Below are 19136 nucleotides of genomic sequence, written 5' to 3' on the forward strand. Positions count from 1 at the left end.
TATTGTTAAAATTCAATTGTTAATTAGTTTTAACAATCGTTATAAATTTTAAACTAGAAATTATTTTCACAGAAAAAGGCCAGCTTAAAAACAGGCCTTTTTGAAGAAAAATTATTTAATTAACGCAATAACTTCAATTTCTACTGAAACATCTTTAGGGAGCCGTGCAACTTCTACACACGAACGAGCTGGTTTGTGTGTATGGAAGTATTCTCCGTATACTTCATTAACTTGAGCAAATTCATCCATGTTTTTAATAAATACAGTGGCCTTTATAACAGTTTCTAAAGATGCACCAGCCTCTTTAAGGACCGCCTGAAGGTTTTTAAACACCTGATGGGTCTGTTCCTCAATGTCGCCTTCCACTAGTGTCCCTTCTGCTGTCAGAGGTATTTGGCCAGAGCTGTAAAACATATTGTTTACAATAATCCCTTGTGAGTATGGGCCAATCGCCGCAGGAGCATTCTCGGTATGAATCGCTTTCATTTTTATTTCCCCCTTATATGTTAAATAAAATAATTCCCTTCATGGACTTTAATTGATTTTTCTTTTATATCAACATCTGAAAGGCGAATAAGTGATAAGTATTCATCAACTAGCCGTTCCTCCGCTTTTTCAGCCTCAACTAGTACACCTATCCCAGCTAATTGGGCATTGAATTCCTCAAGCATACTGACCATGCCATTTATCGTCCCGCCTGCTTTCATAAAGTCGTCAATGATTAGTACACTTGATCCTTCTTCAAGGCTTCTTTTTGATAGAAGCATTGTTTGAATTCTTTTTGATGATCCCGATACATAATTAATGCTGACTGTGGAGCCTTCCGTTACCTTGCTGTCCCTTCTGACAATCACGACTGGTACATTTAGGTACTGGGCGACAGCGTACGCTAGAGGTATCCCCTTCGTCGCAACGGTCATAACGACATCTATATGCCTGTCAGCAAAAGCAGAGGCAAATATACGCCCAATCCGCTGTACAAGGGCAGGGTCCCCTAAAATATCATTCAGAAATAAATAGCCGCCAGGCAATAACCGCTCAGGGCTGGCCATAAGTTCGCAAAGCTCCTGAACGAATTCCTTTGCCTCGTCATCTTTAACCTTAACATGAAACCTTACTCCGCCCGCAGCTCCCGGAACCGTCTGCAGCGTACCAATCCCTCTTTGCTCAAAAGTCTCCTTGATAATAGCTAAATCTTCGCTGATAGATGATTTAGCCGAACCGTACCTTTCGGAAAATAAGGTTAAGGAAACTAATTGTCTGGGATGTTCTAATAAATAATTCGTCATATCTATTAAACGTTCACTTCGACGAAACTTCATTAATGACCCTCCGAAACCCGAATATTTTAATGTAACTATATCATTATTATACGGGTTCAATCAAGTGTGTGTCTGTCACCCAGCATGCGAACCGCAAATACTTGATCACAGAATCCCCTTAAACCATTATAAATCCGCTGCAGGCGGGAGTCATAACGCACTAATCCAAACACTGTCGGGCCGCTGCCGCTCATTAATACAGCATCTGCCCCAAACCGCTTAATCTGGTCCTTTATCTGTGCAACCTCCGGATGTAAGGAAAAGGTGACCTCCTCAAGAACATTTCCGACATTTTTGCAAACACCTTCGTAACTGCCCGTTCTGATTGCCTCCATCATTTCCTTTGTGTTTGGATGTTTCATGCCGTTTAACTGCAGTCTCCGGTATACTTCTGCGGTTGAGACACCAATAAAAGGCTTAGCAAGGATAACCCAGCATGTAGGAGCAGCAGGCAGCTCTTTTATGATTTCCCCTCTTCCCGTGGCAAGGGCTGTTCCGCCGTAAACACAAAAGGAAACATCTGATCCAATTTCAGAACCGATAGCAGCCAATTCATCAAGGGAAAGCCCAAGACCCCATAGCTTGTTCAAGCCTCTTAAGACAGCTGCCGCGTCACTGCTTCCCCCTGCTAGACCTGCCGCAACAGGAATATGCTTTTCGATAGCGATCGATACACCCTTTTTCACATGAAACCGCTTTTTCAGTAAAGCCGCTGCCTGGTAGGCTAAATTTCTCTGATCATCAGGAACAAACCGATTTTGCGAATTAATTTTAATCTGGTCCTGTTCCAATAAAGTTAATTCTAGGCGATCTGCTAAATCAATCGTTGTCATAATCATTTCAACCTCGTGATAGCCATCGTTACGTTTATGTAATACATCTAATGACAGATTGATTTTTGCCGGTGCCTTAACCAAAAGCTTCACATTTCCACCTACTTTACAAAATTGCGCCACTCCATTTTTTGTCCTATTTTACCACAAAACAGCAAAAGTAAGACCTATGATCAAACTTTCTTCACAATTTCTCCTGATTTTCATAATTTTTGGTTGAAAAGTAGGTTTGACAGATCGCTGTCAGCAAAAGGTAAGCTTTTTAACCAAATGAAAAAGCCGAGGAAGGACCTCGGCTTTTTTCGCAGCTGTTCAATTAATCAATGGCTTTTATAAAAGAATGTCAATGGTTTATTGTCTGTTTTTAAGACTTTGCTGGGCAATCTCTACAGCACGCTTAACCATGTTGCCAGCGTCCTTTGCTGTGATGCCGCCCCAGCCTTCCTTCTGGACAACGTCATAGAACCCGAGTTCCTTTGCCAGTTCTTCTTTAAACCCCTCTGACATAATGCCCTTTCTTCTGCCGATGATTAACATCTCCTTTCACACTGCGTATATATAGTATGAGCAGATATAGAGATTAATTTCCCCCTAAATTATCCTGCCTGTTTGTAATAAATAAAGAAAATCCGTTCAAAATAAAAAAAAGACAGCGACGGGCGGTCAGCTGTCAGAGCACAAAAAAAAATAATCTATTTAGTTTAAAGCAACCTGTCCTGATGCATCCTCATAAAATGTTATCTGAACCGTTTCTGTTAAAACATCTGCATAGCTGTAAGATACTCGTTCAAAAGCATTCTCGTCCTGATCTAACTCGATTACAAATACAGATGGGTACGTTTCTGCTAAAACACCTGAACGTTCAATGGTCTTTCTTCTTCCGCCATTCGCCTTAAGCAAAAGTCTTTTACCAAGGTTTGAATCCAGAGCCTTTTTAATATCCTTTAATGTTTTTCCCATATCGGTCCACCTCACTATGTTAAGTATATCACACTTACACAAACGAGTCAAACAAAAATATAAATTATAACAGCAAACAAAAAACTTTGTCAATATATTTTCTTCCACAAAATCTTCTATTTTTCAACAATCATAATGTATGCTTAAATGGGTGAAAATATGTACCTATTTCCTTTCCTAAAATATCCAAAGAAAAGAAACCGTTGTATAACGGTTTCATATATCCTCGCTCTCCTCTTGTTTATTAAAAGGCATACCTGTTCTCAAAACACCTCGCGTCTCGATTCCCCCTAAGCCTTTTTCCCCTGTTAAAGTGTTTCTCAGGACATCCCAGACGTTAATTCGCTCCATAAAAGGGGTAAAACTGATTTTGGCTACGATATATACAGGATCCAGAGCATGTATGTTTACCCTGTATGGGGAACTGGCAAAATTAGCTCCGGCATGGATAATGGATTCAAAATGCGATTGGCAAGCCCCGGCAAAAATGACTAGCTGATCTAAATGGGGAATCTTCTTTCTTGCCTCTTTCACTGTTTGAACAAAATGCTTTGAATGCCGGTAGGCGTTGATATCAGTTTTTTTACCTTTCGCTTTAGAATAAGCGTCATGGCCGGTAATGACTAGAATATCTGGCCTATAGTATTCGACAAGCTGGCCAATTTTCAACGGCATTTCTTTTTCGTTGCAATGAATGCCAACGACAGGCACACCGATTTTTTCGTATAAGGCAAGGCACTTCTCTAAATAGGCAGGATCACCGTCTAAATGAAGAACCTTTCCCGGTATCTGAAAATAACTCATGGCCTTTGTATAGCCATCAGTTGCTGTGTACTCCTGTCTTTCCTTTAAAAGATCCACTTCCTGCCTGAATAGCTGAAAGGACTGCTCCTCAAGCTCATGTATCTTCTCAGTCATCTTTTCTCTTGTAGAAGGGCCAATGGCAATTAAATCTTCAATTGGTGCATCTGCGATAAGACGAATGTCCTCCCCGTGCAAGACAGCATATTTCCGCCCATTTATTTCACGTATATCGATGACACGGAACAAAATATCACACTGGTAGGAAACCCTCCCGACAATATCCATAATATTAATGCTCACTGCCGTCACTCCAATTAGCTTATTGAAACGAAATAATAAGCTATTAAATAAAGGTTCTTTCATAAAATATGCGATTGTCTATAAACATGTGATAACAAGAAAGCGAAAGACCCCTTTGACGAAAAATCAGCAATCAATGCTAACAGAGCTATTAAAAAAGGCCTGCCATTAGCAGACCTTAAGAAAATACAGGTAAAAGCTTATCACTTATACGGGCGAACTCCTCAATTGATAATGTTTCTCCTCGTCTAATAGGGTCAATTCCCGCTTCATCAAGTGCTGCAATAATCTGCTCCTTCTTTTGCTTTCCATCCGGCAGAAGGCTTGTCAGGTTATTTAGGAGCGTTTTCCTTCTTTGGGCAAAACTTGACCGAATGACTTGAAAAAAGAACCCTTCATCCTCCACTTGAACAGGAGGCTCCTTGCGCTTAGTAAGCCTAATGACAGCTGAATCTACATTTGGCTGCGGAATAAAAACAGTCTTCGGAACCGTCATAACGGTTTCTGCTTCAGTGTAGTACTGCACAGCGATAGACAGAGAGCCATAATCTTTTGTACCCGGCTTGGCAGAAATCCGGTCGGCTACTTCCTTCTGAAGCATGCAGACAATCCCTCTGATAGGCAAGTTCTCCTCGAGCAGCTTCATAATAATTGGCGTTGTTACATAATAAGGCAGATTGGCCACTACCATAATATCCTCTATGCCTTGTAAATGGGTTTCAATCATTCCTCTAACGTCTGCTTTAAGGATATCTTCATGGATAACCTTTGTATGCGGATAAGGAGCAAGCGTTTCTTTTAAAATCGGCAGCAGGCGCTGATCAATTTCAAAGGCAATAACCTTCTTGCTCCGCTTTGCAAGCTGTTCAGTCAGTGCCCCAATGCCTGGGCCAATTTCAATGGCAGCTGAGCTTGATGTCAATTCAGCATAATCCACAATTCGGCGGAGAATATTTGTATCAATTAAAAAGTTTTGTCCAAGGCTCTTCTTAAAGGAAAAACCATACTTTTCTAAAATGGCGCGCGTTCTTAACGGTGTAGCAATATCTTTATCCATTTCTCTCCTCCTGGCGTATCATCTCAATGGCGTTTGCAAAATCCTCTTTGCTGATTTGAAACATCATCAGGCTTTTATGCAGCTGTTTCCCATTCGTAAATCCTATCTTTAAAAGCTTGCCCAGTTTTTCTCTGCGTTCTCTTGCTCCCGCTCCGCCAATCAGTCCCGCATCAATAAGATCATCCTGAGTAATCTCCTCTGCTGCCTCCTCATGCATCAGCTGGGCATGGCTTAGCGCCTTTCTTATAGCTTCTAAAGAGGCATGTTCAACCCCGACACCTCTCCCATGCTTTTCAAGTGCCTCTTTCTTTTCGATAAAGGCGTGTTTGCATCCAGGCACCTTTTCCTTAATAATGTTTCTGATTCTTTGGCCCGGAAAATCAGGATCTGTCAGAACAATGACACCCCTTGTTTTTTGAGCCAGCTTTATTTTTTCAATCGTTTCTTTATTAATGGCCGAGCCATTTGTTTCAATCGTGTCTGCATCGACTGCTCTTTTAATAGCAGTGGTGTCATCCTTGCCTTCAACAACGATAATTTCTTGAATTTTCATGTTTCCTCCAAAAAAAATAAAATAATTGATAAAAACCTGAAACATTTTTGTAATCTTATCCGTCTATATAAATGAACATGGGTTTTATTATATATGATTTGTAAAAAAAGAAAAAATAAAAAAGCAGAGGTTCTAATATACCCCCTGCACTTTTATAATTTATAAAGACTCATTATGCGGTCTTGCTCACTCTATTAATCTAGGATTCTGATTTTAACCGTTTTGCGCCCCCAGCGGTAAGCTTCTGATTTTGACGGAAAGAACACATCTATTTTGTGTCCTTTAATAGCCGAACCTGTGTCAGCAGCAACAGCATATCCGTAACCCTCAACATAAACTTTTGTTCCTAATGGAATAAAGCTTGGATCTACTGCAATGACTTTCACATTTGGATTTGCGCGAAGATTAATTCCCGATGCTGTTCTTCCGGAACAGCCATTGCAATGAGCCGTATAAGCTGTTGAGGAAACCATAATTTCCTTGCCGCCTTCATTACCGCGGGATACAACCTGCTGAACTGGCAGAGCTTTTGTGCCAACTGCCACGACCTTGTCTTGCTTTTCAGTAACCTTCTTCTCACTTATCAGCTTTCTGGAAACTTCCTTGCCATTTTCTAATATGACTTCATACTCTTTCGTTTGCAGTCCCTCTTTGCCCTGCTGAATCACTTTTTCTGACCCTTTATTCAGGTTGCCATCTTTTTTCGTAACCACTGCAAATCGAATCGGTTCTTCCACTACATCGGTGACTTTTTCTACTCGTATGACTTTAACGGTGTCATTAGCCTTTACAATTTCTTCTTGGTTAGGCTCAATACGATCTAATTCATTTAGTGTAATGCCCTGCTGTGATAAAAAGTCAGCGACCGTAGTCGAAGTTGACCATACCTGCTGTTCCTTTCCGCCAACTGACAATGTGATTGGAAAAGCTTTATTGATCTCTATTTCAAGGTTTCCTTTAATTTTTTCTTCTAGCTTAGGCTGAACTTTGTCATGCTCGGAAATGCTTATCTTTTGTTCTTCAAAAAGTTCTTTAACTGTATCGGCTGTCGTCCAAATCGTTTTCTTCTCGCTGTCTTTCACAATATGAACCTGTTTTGCCGGTTTCCAGACAATTTCTAAATTGTCCTTCACCTCAGTGTCTGCCGAGGGAGACACACGGTCTTCTGAGCGCAAAGAGATTTCTAAATCCTCTAAAAGTTCCTCAACTGTTTTAGCATGGGTTTTGACGACCTGCTCCTGGCCATCTAATGTAACTGCCACTGTTTTCTTTGTTGTTTCAAAGATAATCAATGCTAACGCCCCAACAAAAACTATGAAACTAGCTAAAAGGATAATCATTTTCTTTTTACTCAGAGACTGGGAAAACAGGCTTTTCATGTTTTGGAATACGATGAAAAACGCCTCCCTTTCTCTTGGAGAGATTATATAGACTATTATAAAGTCTGTCAACACTTTAAAAATGAGTAAATGTTTCCAAGCCCCCAATAAGCTCTCTTTCTAAAAGAAAAAATCAGCTCCTTCCCTAACATATTCCCTATTATGCAAAAACTCTGGGAGAAAGGAAAGAGAGACTTATCGACATGGTTATCCTATGTAGGGACGAGACAATGTAGAACTTTTTAGAATTAAAAAACTTTTGGACAAGCTTTGCGGTGATTCGACAATTTTCACTGTCAGTTTATGCCGAATAATTTTTTAGCATTTGCAGTTGTTTTTTCTGCCACCTCTTCTAAAGACATGCCTTTTATTTCTGCTATCTGTTCAGCAACTAGTTTTACATAGCCTGGTTCATTTCTTTTGCCGCGGAACGGATGCGGGGCTAGATATGGGCAATCTGTTTCAATCAGAAGTCTGTCCATTGGAATGACTTCGGCTACTTCTTTTGGCTTTTTAGCATTTTTGAACGTAACCGGCCCACCCAGGGAAATATAGAAATTCATATCAACGCATTCTTTAGCCGTTTCTGGGCTCCCGCTGAAGCAATGCATGATCCCGCCTACTTCCTGGGCATTTTCCTCTTTTAAAATTTTTACAATATCTGCTGTGGCCTCCCGGTTATGGATAATGATTGGCAGCTTAACCTTTTTAGCCAGCTGAATTTGTTTTCTAAACACTTCTTTTTGAATGTCCTTTGGCGACTTATCCCAATGGTAATCGAGCCCCATTTCTCCAAGAGCTACAACCCTTGGATGCTTTGAAAGCTCCTCAATCCATAGAAGATCCTCATCTGTCATATCAATAGCATCGACAGGGTGCCAGCCAACACTTGCATACATAAAATCATATTGTTCGATAAGCTCCATCGCTCTTTCAATGGTTGGGCGGTCAAAACCAACAACTACTATGTTAGAAACTCCTGTCTCAAGAGCCCTGTCAATGACCTCTGTTAAATCCTCGCTATACTGTTCGGCATTTAAATGCGCGTGTGTGTCGAAAAACATTAAAAAATCTCCTTTCTTCCTATATTATATTTTCATTTCAATTATTTCATTTAGATAACATTTTGCTCACTACAGCTGAGCGTGCTCCGTCAGACAACTCAATGATTGCGGCCATCGTTTTTTAATATAGCCTAAAATAAAGAAAAACATAGAAATGTTTGACGCGAATGTTACACGTGAAACATTTCTATGTTAAAACACATTTATTTTACTTTTGATCCTAATGGGAGACTTTCTGCAATGGTCGCCAATGATAGCTCGCCGTCTTGGCTTCCCGCTAAAATCATCCCCTGGGAAATTTCCCCGCGCAATTTAACAGGCTTCAAGTTTGTCACACAAATAACCTTTCTTCCAACTAGTTCCTCTGGTTTATAGAATTGTGCGATGCCTGAGACAACCTGACGCTTTTCATAGCCAAGATCCAATTGAAGCTTGAGAAGTTTATCAGCTTTTTTTACCGGCTCTGCTTGAATAACCTGAGCTACACGCAAATCAACTTTCATAAAATCATCAATTGTAATTTCATCAGTTTGCGGCTTGTCTTCTTTCTTGGCCACTTCCTTTTTAGCTTCTTCAGGCTTTGGCGCTGAACCCTGCATTTTAGCTTTAATGTATTCCACTTCTTCTTTTAAATCAAGACGAGGGAAAATCGGATCACCTTTGGAAATTTTCGTTCCAGCTGGGATTGTACCAAATTCTTCAAGGCTGTCCCATGATGTTAAGCTGTCTTCATTTACATGCAGCTGTTTGAAAATTTCCTTCGGCGCCTGTGTTAAGAAAGGCTGAAGGAGAATAGCAATTCTTCTTAATGATTCTGCAAGATGAGAAAGTACACTGCCAAGCTCATTTATTTTGGATTCATCTTTTGCAAGATTCCACGGCTGTGTCTCATCAATAAATTTATTAGATTTGCTGACTAATTGCCAAATGGATGTTAATGCAACGGAAAACTCCATTTTTTCCATTGCTTCCTCATATTGCTTAACAGTCTCTTTATTGACGCGAAGCAGTTCCTGTTCATATTCACCAGCAGACTCTTTGTATGCAGGGATTACTCCATCAAAGTATTTATCAACCATAGCAAGAGTCCTGTTTAATAGATTTCCAAGATCATTAGCCAAATCAAAATTAATTCTTTCAACAAAGCCCTCTGGGGTGAAGACACCATCTGCGCCAAAAGGTACTTCGCGAAGCAGATAATAACGAAGCGCATCTAATCCATATCGGTCAATTAATGTAACCGGATCGACGACATTTCCTTTGGATTTGGACATTTTTCCATCCTTCATTAAAAGCCATCCATGAGCAAATACCTTTTTAGGCAATGGCAAATCTAGTGCCATAAGCATAATCGGCCAATAAATCGTATGAAAACGGACAATTTCCTTCCCTACCAAGTGGACATCTGCAGGCCAATACTTTTTGAAATTTTCATCATGATCAGTATTATAGCCAAGAGCTGTAATGTAATTTGATAACGCATCAATCCAAACATAAATAACATGTTTAGCATTTCCTGGCACCTGAATGCCCCAATCAAAAGTTGTCCTAGAAACAGCAAGGTCCTCCAATCCGGGCTTAATGAAGTTATTAATCATTTCATTTTTGCGGGACTCAGGCTGAATAAATGTTGGATTTTCTTCATAGTACTGAAGCAGGCGATCGGCATATTTGCTGACCTTAAAGAAATAGGACTCTTCTTTCACCTTATTGACAGGCCGCCCGCAGTCAGGGCAATTCCCATCCACTAACTGTCGTTCCGTGAAGTAAGATTCACATGGAGTACAATACCAGCCTTCATATTCTCCTAAATAAATATCCCCCTGCTCTAGCAGCTGGGCAAAAATCTTTTCAACAATTTCCTTATGCCTATCTTGAGTCGTACGTATAAAGTCATCATAAGAAATATCGAGTTTATCCCATAGTACTTTGATTCCACTGACAATTTCATCTACATAGCTTTGCGGCGAAACCCCTTTTTCCTCTGCCTTCTGCTGTATTTTTTGCCCGTGTTCATCTGTACCGGTTAAATACATAACATCAAAGCCGCGCAATCTTTTATAACGAGCCATTGCATCCCCAGCCACTGTTGTATACGCATGGCCGATATGTAAATTCCCGCTTGGATAATAAATCGGCGTAGTCAGGTAAAAAGTTTTTAACTTCTCTCCCATCAAAATTCCCTCCTTAGTAACATATAAAAATTCCCGGCCAAAATGGACGAGAAAAAACATAAAATTATCCTAACTTTTTCAAATGATTACACTCGTCATCATTTCCTCTTATACCATCAAAATATACCTAAAAATTAGGATTTGTGCAACAAAATGGCTATATCCGGCTTTCTTCTCATTTAAAATGAGATTCTTCCAAAATCAGCCTAGAAATTGGAAAAAAATACATTCAATTTTATCCTAAAAAAAGGGAGCATATCCGCGAATAATATTATAGAATGAATAATGTAGAAATTGTAGAATCTTGTCGAAAAATATTAGAAGGCGTTTGGAAATCCGGATTTTCATAAACGGCTTTTCCCCTTGAAATAAGGGACTAAAAAGGCTTTATATCAGCGTAAACATTGATATATCAAGCTTAACACGACAGGAAAAAATTTCTATTTGAACTCAAGATAAAAGTAATTGACGGATTTGGGAAACGCTGGTATTATGTAAGTAACAAGAAAATTTGTCGAATAATGACGAAAATAGAGAGATATAAATAATAATTTATTAGGGATTGAGAGAGGAGAACCAATAATGAAATCTACAGGGATTGTCCGTAAAGTTGATGAGCTTGGCCGCGTAGTTATTCCTATTGAATTAAGACGTACACTTGATATTGCTGAGAAAGATTCTCTAGAAATCTACGTTGATGAAGACCGCATTATCCTTAAGAAGTACAAGCCAAACATGACTTGCCAAATTACCGGGGAAGTTTCTGATGACAATCTGACACTTGCTGACGGTAAATTAATTATTAGCCGTGAAGGTGCAGAATTGCTGTTAAAAGAAATTCAAAACAAATTCGAGCTTGCGAAATAAGATATCTTTTCCTTAATAGATTTAAAACACTAATAGATATAAAAAAACTTCTCAAAGAATTGAGAAGTTTTTTTTTACCTTATTTATTTTATATGGTATGCCTGATAAACATCCCTTTTCCCCATATCGCGGTCATTAGCTGTTTGTTTAATCGCATCTTTGCTGGATAACTGATTTTCTGTCATATAATGATTAACATGTTCTTCAATAGACAGATCCTGCCACCACATATCTTCCTTGTCATTATCTGTAATAGAAGTGCCTTCAATAATCATGCAGAACTCCCCGCGGATTTCTTCACTTTCAGCCCACTTCAGCGTTTCCTTTACCGTCCCTCTGATAAACTCTTCATATTTCTTCGTTAATTCCCTGCAAAGGACAATCCTTCTATCTCCCAGATATTCCTCCATCAGTGTCAGCGTCTCCTTTAAACGGTGGGGAGACTCATAAAGGATCATGGTTGCTGGAACTTTAGCAAGAGCTTCAAGTTCTTTTTTCTTTACCTTCTTTTGTCTATTAAGGAAGCCATAGAAATAAAATGGCTGAGTTTGAATACCTGATGCGATTAAAGCTGTTAATGCTGCATTTGCACCTGGGAGAGGAACAACCGTAATTTTTTCTTCGAGAGCTTCTGTGACAAGGTCAAAGCCTGGGTCAGAGATTGTTGGCATTCCCGCATCACTGACAAGGGCAATTTTTTCACCATTTAAAAGCCTTTCAATAAGCTTTTTTCCGCTAGTCTGCTGATTATGTTCATGATAACTGATAATCGGGGTCTCAATTTCAAAATAATTACAAAGTTTTTTTGTATTTCTAGTATCTTCTGCCGCAATACAATTAGCTTCCTTCATCATTCTTATCGCCCGAAAACTCATATCCTCTAAATTGCCAATCGGTGTGGGAACTAAGTATAAGATTCCCTTCTGTTCTTCTTGACTAAAGCTTTTTTGCTGCCACATATGTACCACCTGACTCTTTTAATAGATAGGCCACTTTCTTTTTCCTGTCCAGCTGTTTAAATTGATACTCAGCCCGCATGGCATCCTGTTTATTATCATAGGACTTTGAAAAAATAAGTTCCACTGGCCCTCTTCCTCTAGTATATTTTGCCCCTTTTCCTTCATTATGCTGTTTAATGCGCCTTTCTAAATTGTTGGTATAACCAGCATACAAACTGCCGTCCTTGCAAGAAAGGACATAAAAATAATGGCTATTTGTCTCCATATAAAATTTCCTTCATTTCTGGGGTATATTCATTATTCTCCTCATAAACAAATAATGGAGGGAGAATCTTCAGATCGGGACTGCCGTTTTTCGTCGCCTCAATCAGCAGTGTATTTGCTTCCTTGCCCTTTTTCGGGTAGACAAATTGAACCCTTTTTGGCTCAAGTTTATACTTTCTCATTAAAAAGACAATATCCAGAAACCTTCCCGGCCGGTGAACAAACGCAACCTTGCCGCCCTGCTTTACCAAGTCACTGGAGGCTTTGACCGCATCTTCTAAAGTGCATAATATTTCGTGACGGGCAATCGCCAAATGTTCATTTTCATTGATTTCCCCGTCTGCTGGTGTTAGAAAATAAGGCGGGTTGCATGTCACTATATCAAATTTTCCATAGCCTAATGTCTTAGGCATATCCTTTATATCCCCATGAATCATATGCAGGCGCTGTCCAAGCCTATTATATTCAATACTTCGCTCGGCCATATCATAGAGGCGTTCTTGAATTTCAACGCCCGTAATGGCCCCCTTGGTTCTTGTGCTCAAAAAAAGGGGGATTACCCCATTTCCGCTGCAAAGGTCGATTAGATTCCCTTTTTGAATCGGGACGTACACAAACTTTGCCAATAGTACAGCATCTAATGAAAAGGAGAAAACAGACGGGCTTTGAATAATGCGTAAATCCTCTGCGAGCAAATAATCTAAGCGCTCATCTCCCTTTAAAAAATCCATTTTCATTCCCTCCGATATGATTGGTACAGAAGCATAAAATGCCTTTTATGCTGCGTATGAAGCCAGGCCATTCTTCACGCGGACATTCTTATGTTAAAAATAGCCTTCCATATTTCAGGAAGGCTAATATTATTTCTTATTAAGGAATGATAAACAAAAGAGGCAATCTCCCTCTTTTCGAGGGCTTCCAAAATGAAGATTGCAAATATGAAAGCCTTCCTGATAAAGGCGGGCTAGATTATCATACCCTTCACCGATATCCATTAGCTTTTCACCAGGTGACTTCTCTTTCTGTTCAGCTATTTGCCTTTCTTCATCTCCAGTAGTTGGCTCCTTTTCTGCAGCAATTCCCAATCTTCTTCTTAAATGTTCATTTTCCAATTTTAAGGAGTTATTCTCCTCAAGGATTTCTGCCAAGTGCTGCTTTAGTTCACCAAGTTGTGTATAAAGATTTCCAATTTGGGCTTCCATATTAATTACTGAGTCAAAGATTTCCTTTTTATCCACGCATCCCACCTCATTAATCTGTGGATTGAACTGAAACAGCACCCTGTTTTGTTATTTCCTCAAGTGTATACTCAAGTACGCGTTCTTGAGCAGTAACATCTACCTGCATAACTCGTTCTAAAATATTTAACCCTATAACCTTTCCGGGTCCTAGTGGTGTCTGCACCCACTCGCCAACGTCAGGAAGCTGTGCCTTTGCATCTTCATATTCATCATTTTCATATTTTAAGCAGCACATCAGACGACCGCAAAGTCCAGAAATCTTTGTCGGATTTAATGAAAGGTTTTGATCCTTTGCCATTTTGATGGAAACGGGTTCAAAATCCCCTAAAAACGTAGAACAGCAAAGCATTCTTCCGCACGGTCCAATGCCGCCTAACATCTTCGCCTCATCTCTGACACCAATTTGGCGAAGTTCAATTCTTGTCCTAAAAATGGCTGCTAAATCTTTAACAAGCTCACGGAAGTCTACCCTTCCATCAGCAGTAAAATAAAAAATAACTTTATTTCTGTCAAATGTGTATTCCACATCAACAAGTTTCATATCTAGCTGATGGACATTTACCTTTTCACAGCAAACATCATAGGCTTCCTTAGCTGCTTGCCTATTTTCTTCAACGATCATGCGATCTTTTTGATCCGCAATACGGAGGACTTTTTTTAATGGGAGGACAACGTCATGTTCTTCAACTTTCTTCGGCGCTACAACCACTTTGCCATACTCCACGCCGCGAACAGTCTCAACAATAACAAAGTCATCCTTTTCAATCTCTAATCCGCCGGGATCAAAATAATATATTTTACCCGCTTTTTTAAAGCGAACTCCTACTACATCATACAAAAGTCGATCCCTCCTGCAGTCCCAATACAAGCTGTTCCATTAACAGCTGCGGATTCATATTTGCATGCAGCTTCCTCTTCCCATCCATAACCATAACCATTTGGTCTGACACATGTCTGATAGAGGAGTTTAATGCAAATTTCTCCAAATGTTCTTTTTCCTTTAAAAAGACAATCTGTTCTTGTTTGCCGAGCTTAATATATAGTAAATCCTTTATAAAAAGAAGTAATAAGTCTAAGCCAAGATCTAGCTGTTCTTTCTCTTTAAAGTGCTTAAACCAATCATCCTGGAGAGCAACCATAGCTCCAAGCGAATTTTTACTAAGCGCTTCATATAATTTTAACACTATTTTTTGTGCTTGTACAAACCAATCATCCTGACTATATTCCATAGCTTCCTCAACATTATTTGTCAGCTGGGCAAGAATTGGCGCTAAATTTGAATCAATGCCATTAGCTTGAAATAGCTGAACAACCTTTTCAGGTGATAATGCTTTAAACGAGATAGTTTGGCAGCGCGAAAGAATAGTAGGTAGAACTTGCTGCACTTGCTCTGTTATCAAAATAGCCAATGTTTGCTGATGAGGCTCCTCGAGGAACTTTAATAAACTATTCTGTGCATTCCCTGTCATCCGATCCGCATGGACAATCATATATAATTTCTTTTTTGACTCGACGCCAGTTTTAGCAAATTCCTCTTGAAGCTGGTGAATTTGAGCCTTTTTAATAGATTGTCCATCTGGTTCAATGATGTGAACATCGGGATGATTGCCATGGTTAATTCTTCTGCAGTTTTTGCATTCCTCGCATGGAATAAATCCGTTGTGAGGAGAAAGGCAAAAAACACTTTTTGCTAAAAGAACGCCTGCATCCTTTTTTCCAGTCCCCTTCATACCATCAAAAAGATATGCATGTGCCAGCCGGTCCTTTTGTATGCTATTTTGAAACATTTTCAATACCATGGGCTGGATTTCTTCAAGCTCTTTCCATGTCTTTGCCACAATCATCACCACTTGCTTTTCATTTGTTTATTTAGAACTGAACGAATTGCTCAATTGGCAATACAAATACAGTTGCACCGCCCACTTCAACCTCAACAGGATAAGGCACATACGAATCTGCATTCCCGCCCATTGGGGAAATAGGGGCTACTAGCTGGTCTCTTGACCGGCAATTCTCTTTGATAATCTGCAGAGCTTTATCCACTCGGATATCCTCCGTCCCAATCATAAAAGTTGTATTTCCTGACTTCAAAAAGCCCCCTGTGCTTGCTAACTTTGTCGCCCGAAAATTATGATCCACCAGTGCATTCATTAATTTATTACTGTCCTGGTCCTGTACCACAGCTAATATTAGTTTCATATATTCAGCCCCTCTCATCCTTTGGCTATTCTTATCATTATTATATCAATTATTTTATGATCAATCATACTTTATGTTCGTATAAATATAATAGATCAATTCAAATTTTGTATAAAATAGGAATTCGGCTTTTTTTAGTCTGTTCCTGAAATGACTTCTCTCAGCTTTCTTTCAACTTCCTTCAATACTTCTTCCACCGTCCTTGAAGCATCCACTTTATATATACGGTCCCGGAATTGATCTGCTAACTTCAAATACCCTTCCCTCACCCTTTTATGAAACTCAAGATTTTCTAAATCTAAGCGATTGACCTCCCTGTTTTTATGCCGATTAATTCTTTCGAGGCCAATTTCTGGTTTAATATCAAAATAGATTGTCAGATTGGGCATGAGGCCCTCAATGGCAAATTCATTAATGGTCAATACTTGATTCATGCCTAATCCACGCGCATAGCCCTGATAAGCCAGCGAGCTGTCAATAAAACGGTCACAAATAATAATATACCCCTCGTTAAGGGCGGGAAGAACCTTTTCAACAAGATGCTGCCTTCTAGCTGCGGCATATAAAAGCGCCTCTGTCCGGGAATCCATCTTTACATTGTCTTTATCAAGGATGATATTTCTAATTTGTTCGGCTATTTCTATGCCGCCCGGTTCTCTTGTTTGAAGAATCTTATATCCTTCTGCTTCAAGCTTTTCTGCAAGCAGCTGAATAATCGTCGTTTTACCGGCCCCTTCTGGACCTTCCATCGTAACAAAAATGCCTCGTTTCATAACTAATAACAACCTCCGGATTCGCCAGTATGATTATTGAGCTCTGTTAAATTCGGCCGTTGATTTCCGCTCCAATCACTAAGCTGTTGAAATCAACATTAAGCTATAACATTGCCAATTATTTAATAAATGCTCATTTTTCTTTGCAGCAGATTTTTTCCGCCCTGAAATCGCGCACCTGTCTCCAGGAGCAGCTTTATTTGCTCTATTGACTCTCGGCTGATTACTTCCCCTGGAAATAAAAGAGGAATGCCAGGAGGATATGGAATGATAAATTCTGCACATACCTTCCCGGATGCTGTATCGAGAGGAACAAGCCTGCTTTCAAGATTTCCCTGATTCTTTATATTTATTTCTAACTTTGAAATACCCTGGTGAGCCAAGGCAAAGTTCAATTTAGTTTTTTTGAGAGGAGCTAATGCATGTAAAGCTTTTTCAAATGCAGCATTTACTTCATTGAACGGAAAATCCATGCCCTTCTTAAGCAATGGGAAAACAAGAAGAACATTATTTGGATCTGCCATTTCAGTATAAATTCCCTCATCTTCCAGGAGTTTTTGAATCTCAAATCCGCTTAATGCCGATGCAGACTGCAAGGTGATTTTTAGCGGATCGCCCTCACCATTTTTATAGGATAAAACCTTAATACCCTTTATCTGCTGAAGTCTATCTTTAAATTCTGTAATTTTTTTCAAAAGATATTCGCCATCTTCCCTCGTGAAAGTTGCTAAGTAACCCCTGGCAATATCTAATGATGCCATTATCGGGTATGAGGGGCTGCTCGATTGCAGCATCTGCAGATAACTCTCCACAGCTTCTTTTCTAATAAAGTTTGTATTGTAGTGAAGATAAGCCCCCATCGTCATCGCAGGAAGTGTTTTGTGAGCTGATTGAACAACTAGGTCAGCTCCTAATTCCACAGATGATTTTGGAAAGCAGTCACCGGCAATGAAATGCGCCCCATGTGCCTCATCAACTAACACTGGAATTCCCTTTTCATGGCAAAGATAGGCGATACCCTGCAAATCATAAACCATGCCATAATAATTGGGATAGGTTAAAATAATCGCTTTGGCATCTGGATAAAGCTCAATAGCCTGACTCACAGTTTGAACAGACACTCCAGAGGCAATACCCCACTCTTCATCCAGCTCTGGTCCAAGAAGGATAGGAATGGCTCCTGCAAGTCTAATTCCGTTTAGCACCGATTTATGACAGTTCCTTTGAACTAGTATTTTTTCATTTTCCTTAACCGCTGCCATAATCATTGCCAAATTTCCCACAGTTGAACCATTTACTAAAAAATAACTTCTTTTCACATGATGCAGTTGGGCAAGAAGCTCCTCAGCCTCTAAGATAATCCCCTCTGGAGAATGAAGATCATCTAAACCGCTTAACTCTGTCGCATCTAATTTCAGCAATTCCTGAAAATAGCGGGAAGCATCCTTTGGAATGAGGCTTCCATATTTATGTCCTGGCACATGAAAGGAATATACGCTTTTCTCCTCATGCGCAGCCAATTTCTCATATAAAGGTTTTTTGTTCTGATTCATTTTATCCTCACCATAATTTCATAAAGGAAGTCCCATTCATTGTACCAAACATGGACAATGACAAAATAGTGATCTGAAAAGAAATCGGTGATAGACATACAATCAAAGGAGTTTTTTATCATACAATAGTAATCAAGTAAAATCCCACACATGAATATTCTAAAGATTGTATACAATACGGAGGAATCGGAGAGAATAAGTGTATGGAGGTGGAGCGGCTTGAGTTATGTGATGGCAAAAAAGCAAATAGGTGAAGAATGTGTCATTTGCGAGCAAACCAAACAAAGGGGAATACATCTATACACTTCTTTTATCTGTACTGATTGCGAAAGTGATTTAATTTCAACAGATACAAATAATCCTAAATATAAATACTATCTAAAAAAACTAAAGAAAATTACCAACCCGGAAATTTATTCTTGATAGAACAGCTCCTTGAGGGGGCTGTTTTTTGTGTCTGTGAAGAACTTGCTGCTTTTTTATGGACACAGAGCTTGGCTTTTATGTTGGCTATGTCCGTGATACTGCTTCTAATGGACAGGCGACTTAATTTTTGCGGGGATGATGTCCATTAGAACGCTTCTTATAGACACTGACTATAGTTTTTGCAGGGTTGATGTCCATGAGACCCTAGTTAATGGACACTGCGCGCAGTTTTTGCATGTAAAATGTCCATGAGGAAGCCTCTCATAGACGCCTTCCCCATTTTTCAGGATATATCTGTCCGATAGTACTTAATAATATTGATCGAACCTAAACAAAAAAAGAACATCTTTTCAGATGTCCTTTCATTTTGCTTGGCAGCGTCCTACTCTCACAAGGGGACAGCCCCTA

The 19136-nt window shown here is 39.6% G+C and carries 22 protein-coding genes; 2 read left to right on the forward strand and 20 right to left on the reverse strand.

What is annotated here, in order from left to right:
- Positions 1-111: 111 nt before the first annotated feature.
- From ridA to metG, 11 genes are all read right to left on the reverse strand, one after another.
- Positions 112-486, reverse strand: coding sequence for a 2-iminobutanoate/2-iminopropanoate deaminase (gene ridA / locus AC1Q59_RS24170; RefSeq protein WP_492368425.1), 375 nt, complete (start codon positions 484-486; stop codon positions 112-114).
- A 20-nt stretch (positions 487-506) separates the two neighbouring features.
- Positions 507-1322: a pur operon repressor gene (gene purR / locus AC1Q59_RS24175; RefSeq protein ID WP_492368426.1), complete on the reverse strand. Its 816-nt coding sequence runs from the start codon at positions 1320-1322 to the stop codon at positions 507-509.
- Between the two features lie 56 nt (positions 1323-1378).
- A complete protein-coding gene (gene ispE / locus AC1Q59_RS24180) occupies positions 1379-2248 on the reverse strand; it encodes a 4-(cytidine 5'-diphospho)-2-C-methyl-D-erythritol kinase (protein ID WP_492368427.1) in 870 nt (289 codons plus the stop codon).
- Between the two features lie 258 nt (positions 2249-2506).
- Positions 2507-2683 carry a small, acid-soluble spore protein, alpha/beta type gene (locus AC1Q59_RS24185; RefSeq protein ID WP_492368444.1) on the reverse strand — a complete coding sequence of 59 codons (177 nt, stop codon included), beginning with the start codon at positions 2681-2683 and terminating at the stop codon, positions 2507-2509.
- 168 nt (positions 2684-2851) lie between these two features.
- On the reverse strand, positions 2852-3115 hold the full coding sequence (gene veg, locus AC1Q59_RS24190) for a biofilm formation stimulator Veg (RefSeq protein WP_492368428.1): 264 nt from the start codon (positions 3113-3115) through the stop codon (positions 2852-2854).
- A gap of 216 nt (positions 3116-3331) precedes the next feature.
- Positions 3332-4219: a sporulation peptidase YabG gene (yabG, locus tag AC1Q59_RS24195; protein WP_492368429.1), complete on the reverse strand. Its 888-nt coding sequence runs from the start codon at positions 4217-4219 to the stop codon at positions 3332-3334.
- A 178-nt stretch (positions 4220-4397) separates the two neighbouring features.
- Positions 4398-5276, reverse strand: a complete 879-nt coding sequence (gene rsmA / locus AC1Q59_RS24200) for a 16S rRNA (adenine(1518)-N(6)/adenine(1519)-N(6))-dimethyltransferase RsmA (RefSeq protein ID WP_492368430.1) — start codon at positions 5274-5276, stop codon at positions 4398-4400.
- Positions 5269-5829 carry a ribonuclease M5 gene (gene rnmV / locus AC1Q59_RS24205; protein WP_492368431.1) on the reverse strand — a complete coding sequence of 187 codons (561 nt, stop codon included), beginning with the start codon at positions 5827-5829 and terminating at the stop codon, positions 5269-5271. Before rnmV ends, rsmA begins: the two co-directional genes overlap by 8 nt.
- A gap of 194 nt (positions 5830-6023) precedes the next feature.
- Positions 6024-7208 carry a resuscitation-promoting factor gene (locus tag AC1Q59_RS24210; protein WP_492368445.1) on the reverse strand — a complete coding sequence of 395 codons (1185 nt, stop codon included), beginning with the start codon at positions 7206-7208 and terminating at the stop codon, positions 6024-6026.
- 296 nt (positions 7209-7504) lie between these two features.
- Positions 7505-8272, reverse strand: a complete 768-nt coding sequence (locus AC1Q59_RS24215; RefSeq protein ID WP_492368432.1) for a TatD family hydrolase — start codon at positions 8270-8272, stop codon at positions 7505-7507.
- 203 nt (positions 8273-8475) lie between these two features.
- Positions 8476-10446, reverse strand: a complete 1971-nt coding sequence (metG, locus tag AC1Q59_RS24220; RefSeq protein WP_492368433.1) for a methionine--tRNA ligase — start codon at positions 10444-10446, stop codon at positions 8476-8478.
- Between the two features lie 582 nt (positions 10447-11028).
- Between metG and abrB the strand changes: the two genes are divergently transcribed.
- Positions 11029-11313: a transition state genes transcriptional regulator AbrB gene (gene abrB, locus AC1Q59_RS24225; RefSeq protein WP_492368434.1), complete on the forward strand. Its 285-nt coding sequence runs from the start codon at positions 11029-11031 to the stop codon at positions 11311-11313.
- A gap of 83 nt (positions 11314-11396) precedes the next feature.
- Here abrB and rsmI read toward each other — a convergent pair whose 3' ends face one another.
- The 9 genes from rsmI to AC1Q59_RS24270 form a co-directional block, all read right to left on the reverse strand.
- Complete coding sequence (rsmI, locus tag AC1Q59_RS24230) at positions 11397-12272, reverse strand: 16S rRNA (cytidine(1402)-2'-O)-methyltransferase (protein WP_492368435.1); 876 nt, start codon at positions 12270-12272, stop codon at positions 11397-11399.
- Positions 12250-12537 carry a GIY-YIG nuclease family protein gene (locus tag AC1Q59_RS24235; protein ID WP_492368436.1) on the reverse strand — a complete coding sequence of 96 codons (288 nt, stop codon included), beginning with the start codon at positions 12535-12537 and terminating at the stop codon, positions 12250-12252. Before AC1Q59_RS24235 ends, rsmI begins: the two co-directional genes overlap by 23 nt.
- Positions 12524-13267: a tRNA1(Val) (adenine(37)-N6)-methyltransferase gene (locus AC1Q59_RS24240; RefSeq protein ID WP_492368437.1), complete on the reverse strand. Its 744-nt coding sequence runs from the start codon at positions 13265-13267 to the stop codon at positions 12524-12526. Before AC1Q59_RS24240 ends, AC1Q59_RS24235 begins: the two co-directional genes overlap by 14 nt.
- Before the next feature lie 129 nt (positions 13268-13396).
- Positions 13397-13774 (reverse strand): DNA replication initiation control protein YabA, encoded by a 378-nt coding sequence (yabA, locus tag AC1Q59_RS24245; protein WP_492368438.1) that lies wholly within the window; start codon positions 13772-13774, stop codon positions 13397-13399.
- Between the two features lie 13 nt (positions 13775-13787).
- Positions 13788-14615 (reverse strand): PSP1 domain-containing protein, encoded by an 828-nt coding sequence (locus AC1Q59_RS24250; RefSeq protein WP_492368439.1) that lies wholly within the window; start codon positions 14613-14615, stop codon positions 13788-13790.
- Complete coding sequence (gene holB, locus AC1Q59_RS24255) at positions 14608-15615, reverse strand: DNA polymerase III subunit delta' (RefSeq protein WP_492368440.1); 1008 nt, start codon at positions 15613-15615, stop codon at positions 14608-14610. Before holB ends, AC1Q59_RS24250 begins: the two co-directional genes overlap by 8 nt.
- Before the next feature lie 31 nt (positions 15616-15646).
- The gene (gene darA, locus AC1Q59_RS24260; protein ID WP_492368441.1) at positions 15647-15976 is read right to left on the reverse strand and encodes a cyclic di-AMP receptor DarA; all 330 of its coding nucleotides are present in this window, start codon (positions 15974-15976) and stop codon (positions 15647-15649) included.
- 134 nt (positions 15977-16110) lie between these two features.
- Positions 16111-16749, reverse strand: a complete 639-nt coding sequence (tmk, locus tag AC1Q59_RS24265; protein ID WP_492368442.1) for a dTMP kinase — start codon at positions 16747-16749, stop codon at positions 16111-16113.
- Between the two features lie 122 nt (positions 16750-16871).
- Entirely contained in the window at positions 16872-18302 is a 1431-nt protein-coding gene (locus AC1Q59_RS24270) for an aminotransferase class I/II-fold pyridoxal phosphate-dependent enzyme (protein WP_492368443.1), read from the reverse strand.
- 231 nt (positions 18303-18533) lie between these two features.
- Between AC1Q59_RS24270 and AC1Q59_RS24275 the strand changes: the two genes are divergently transcribed.
- A complete protein-coding gene (locus AC1Q59_RS24275) occupies positions 18534-18725 on the forward strand; it encodes a sigma factor G inhibitor Gin (RefSeq protein ID WP_492368446.1) in 192 nt (63 codons plus the stop codon).
- Positions 18726-19136: the final 411 nt, after the last annotated feature.

The sequence above is a fragment of the Cytobacillus sp. MT66 genome (assembly GCF_058792595.1).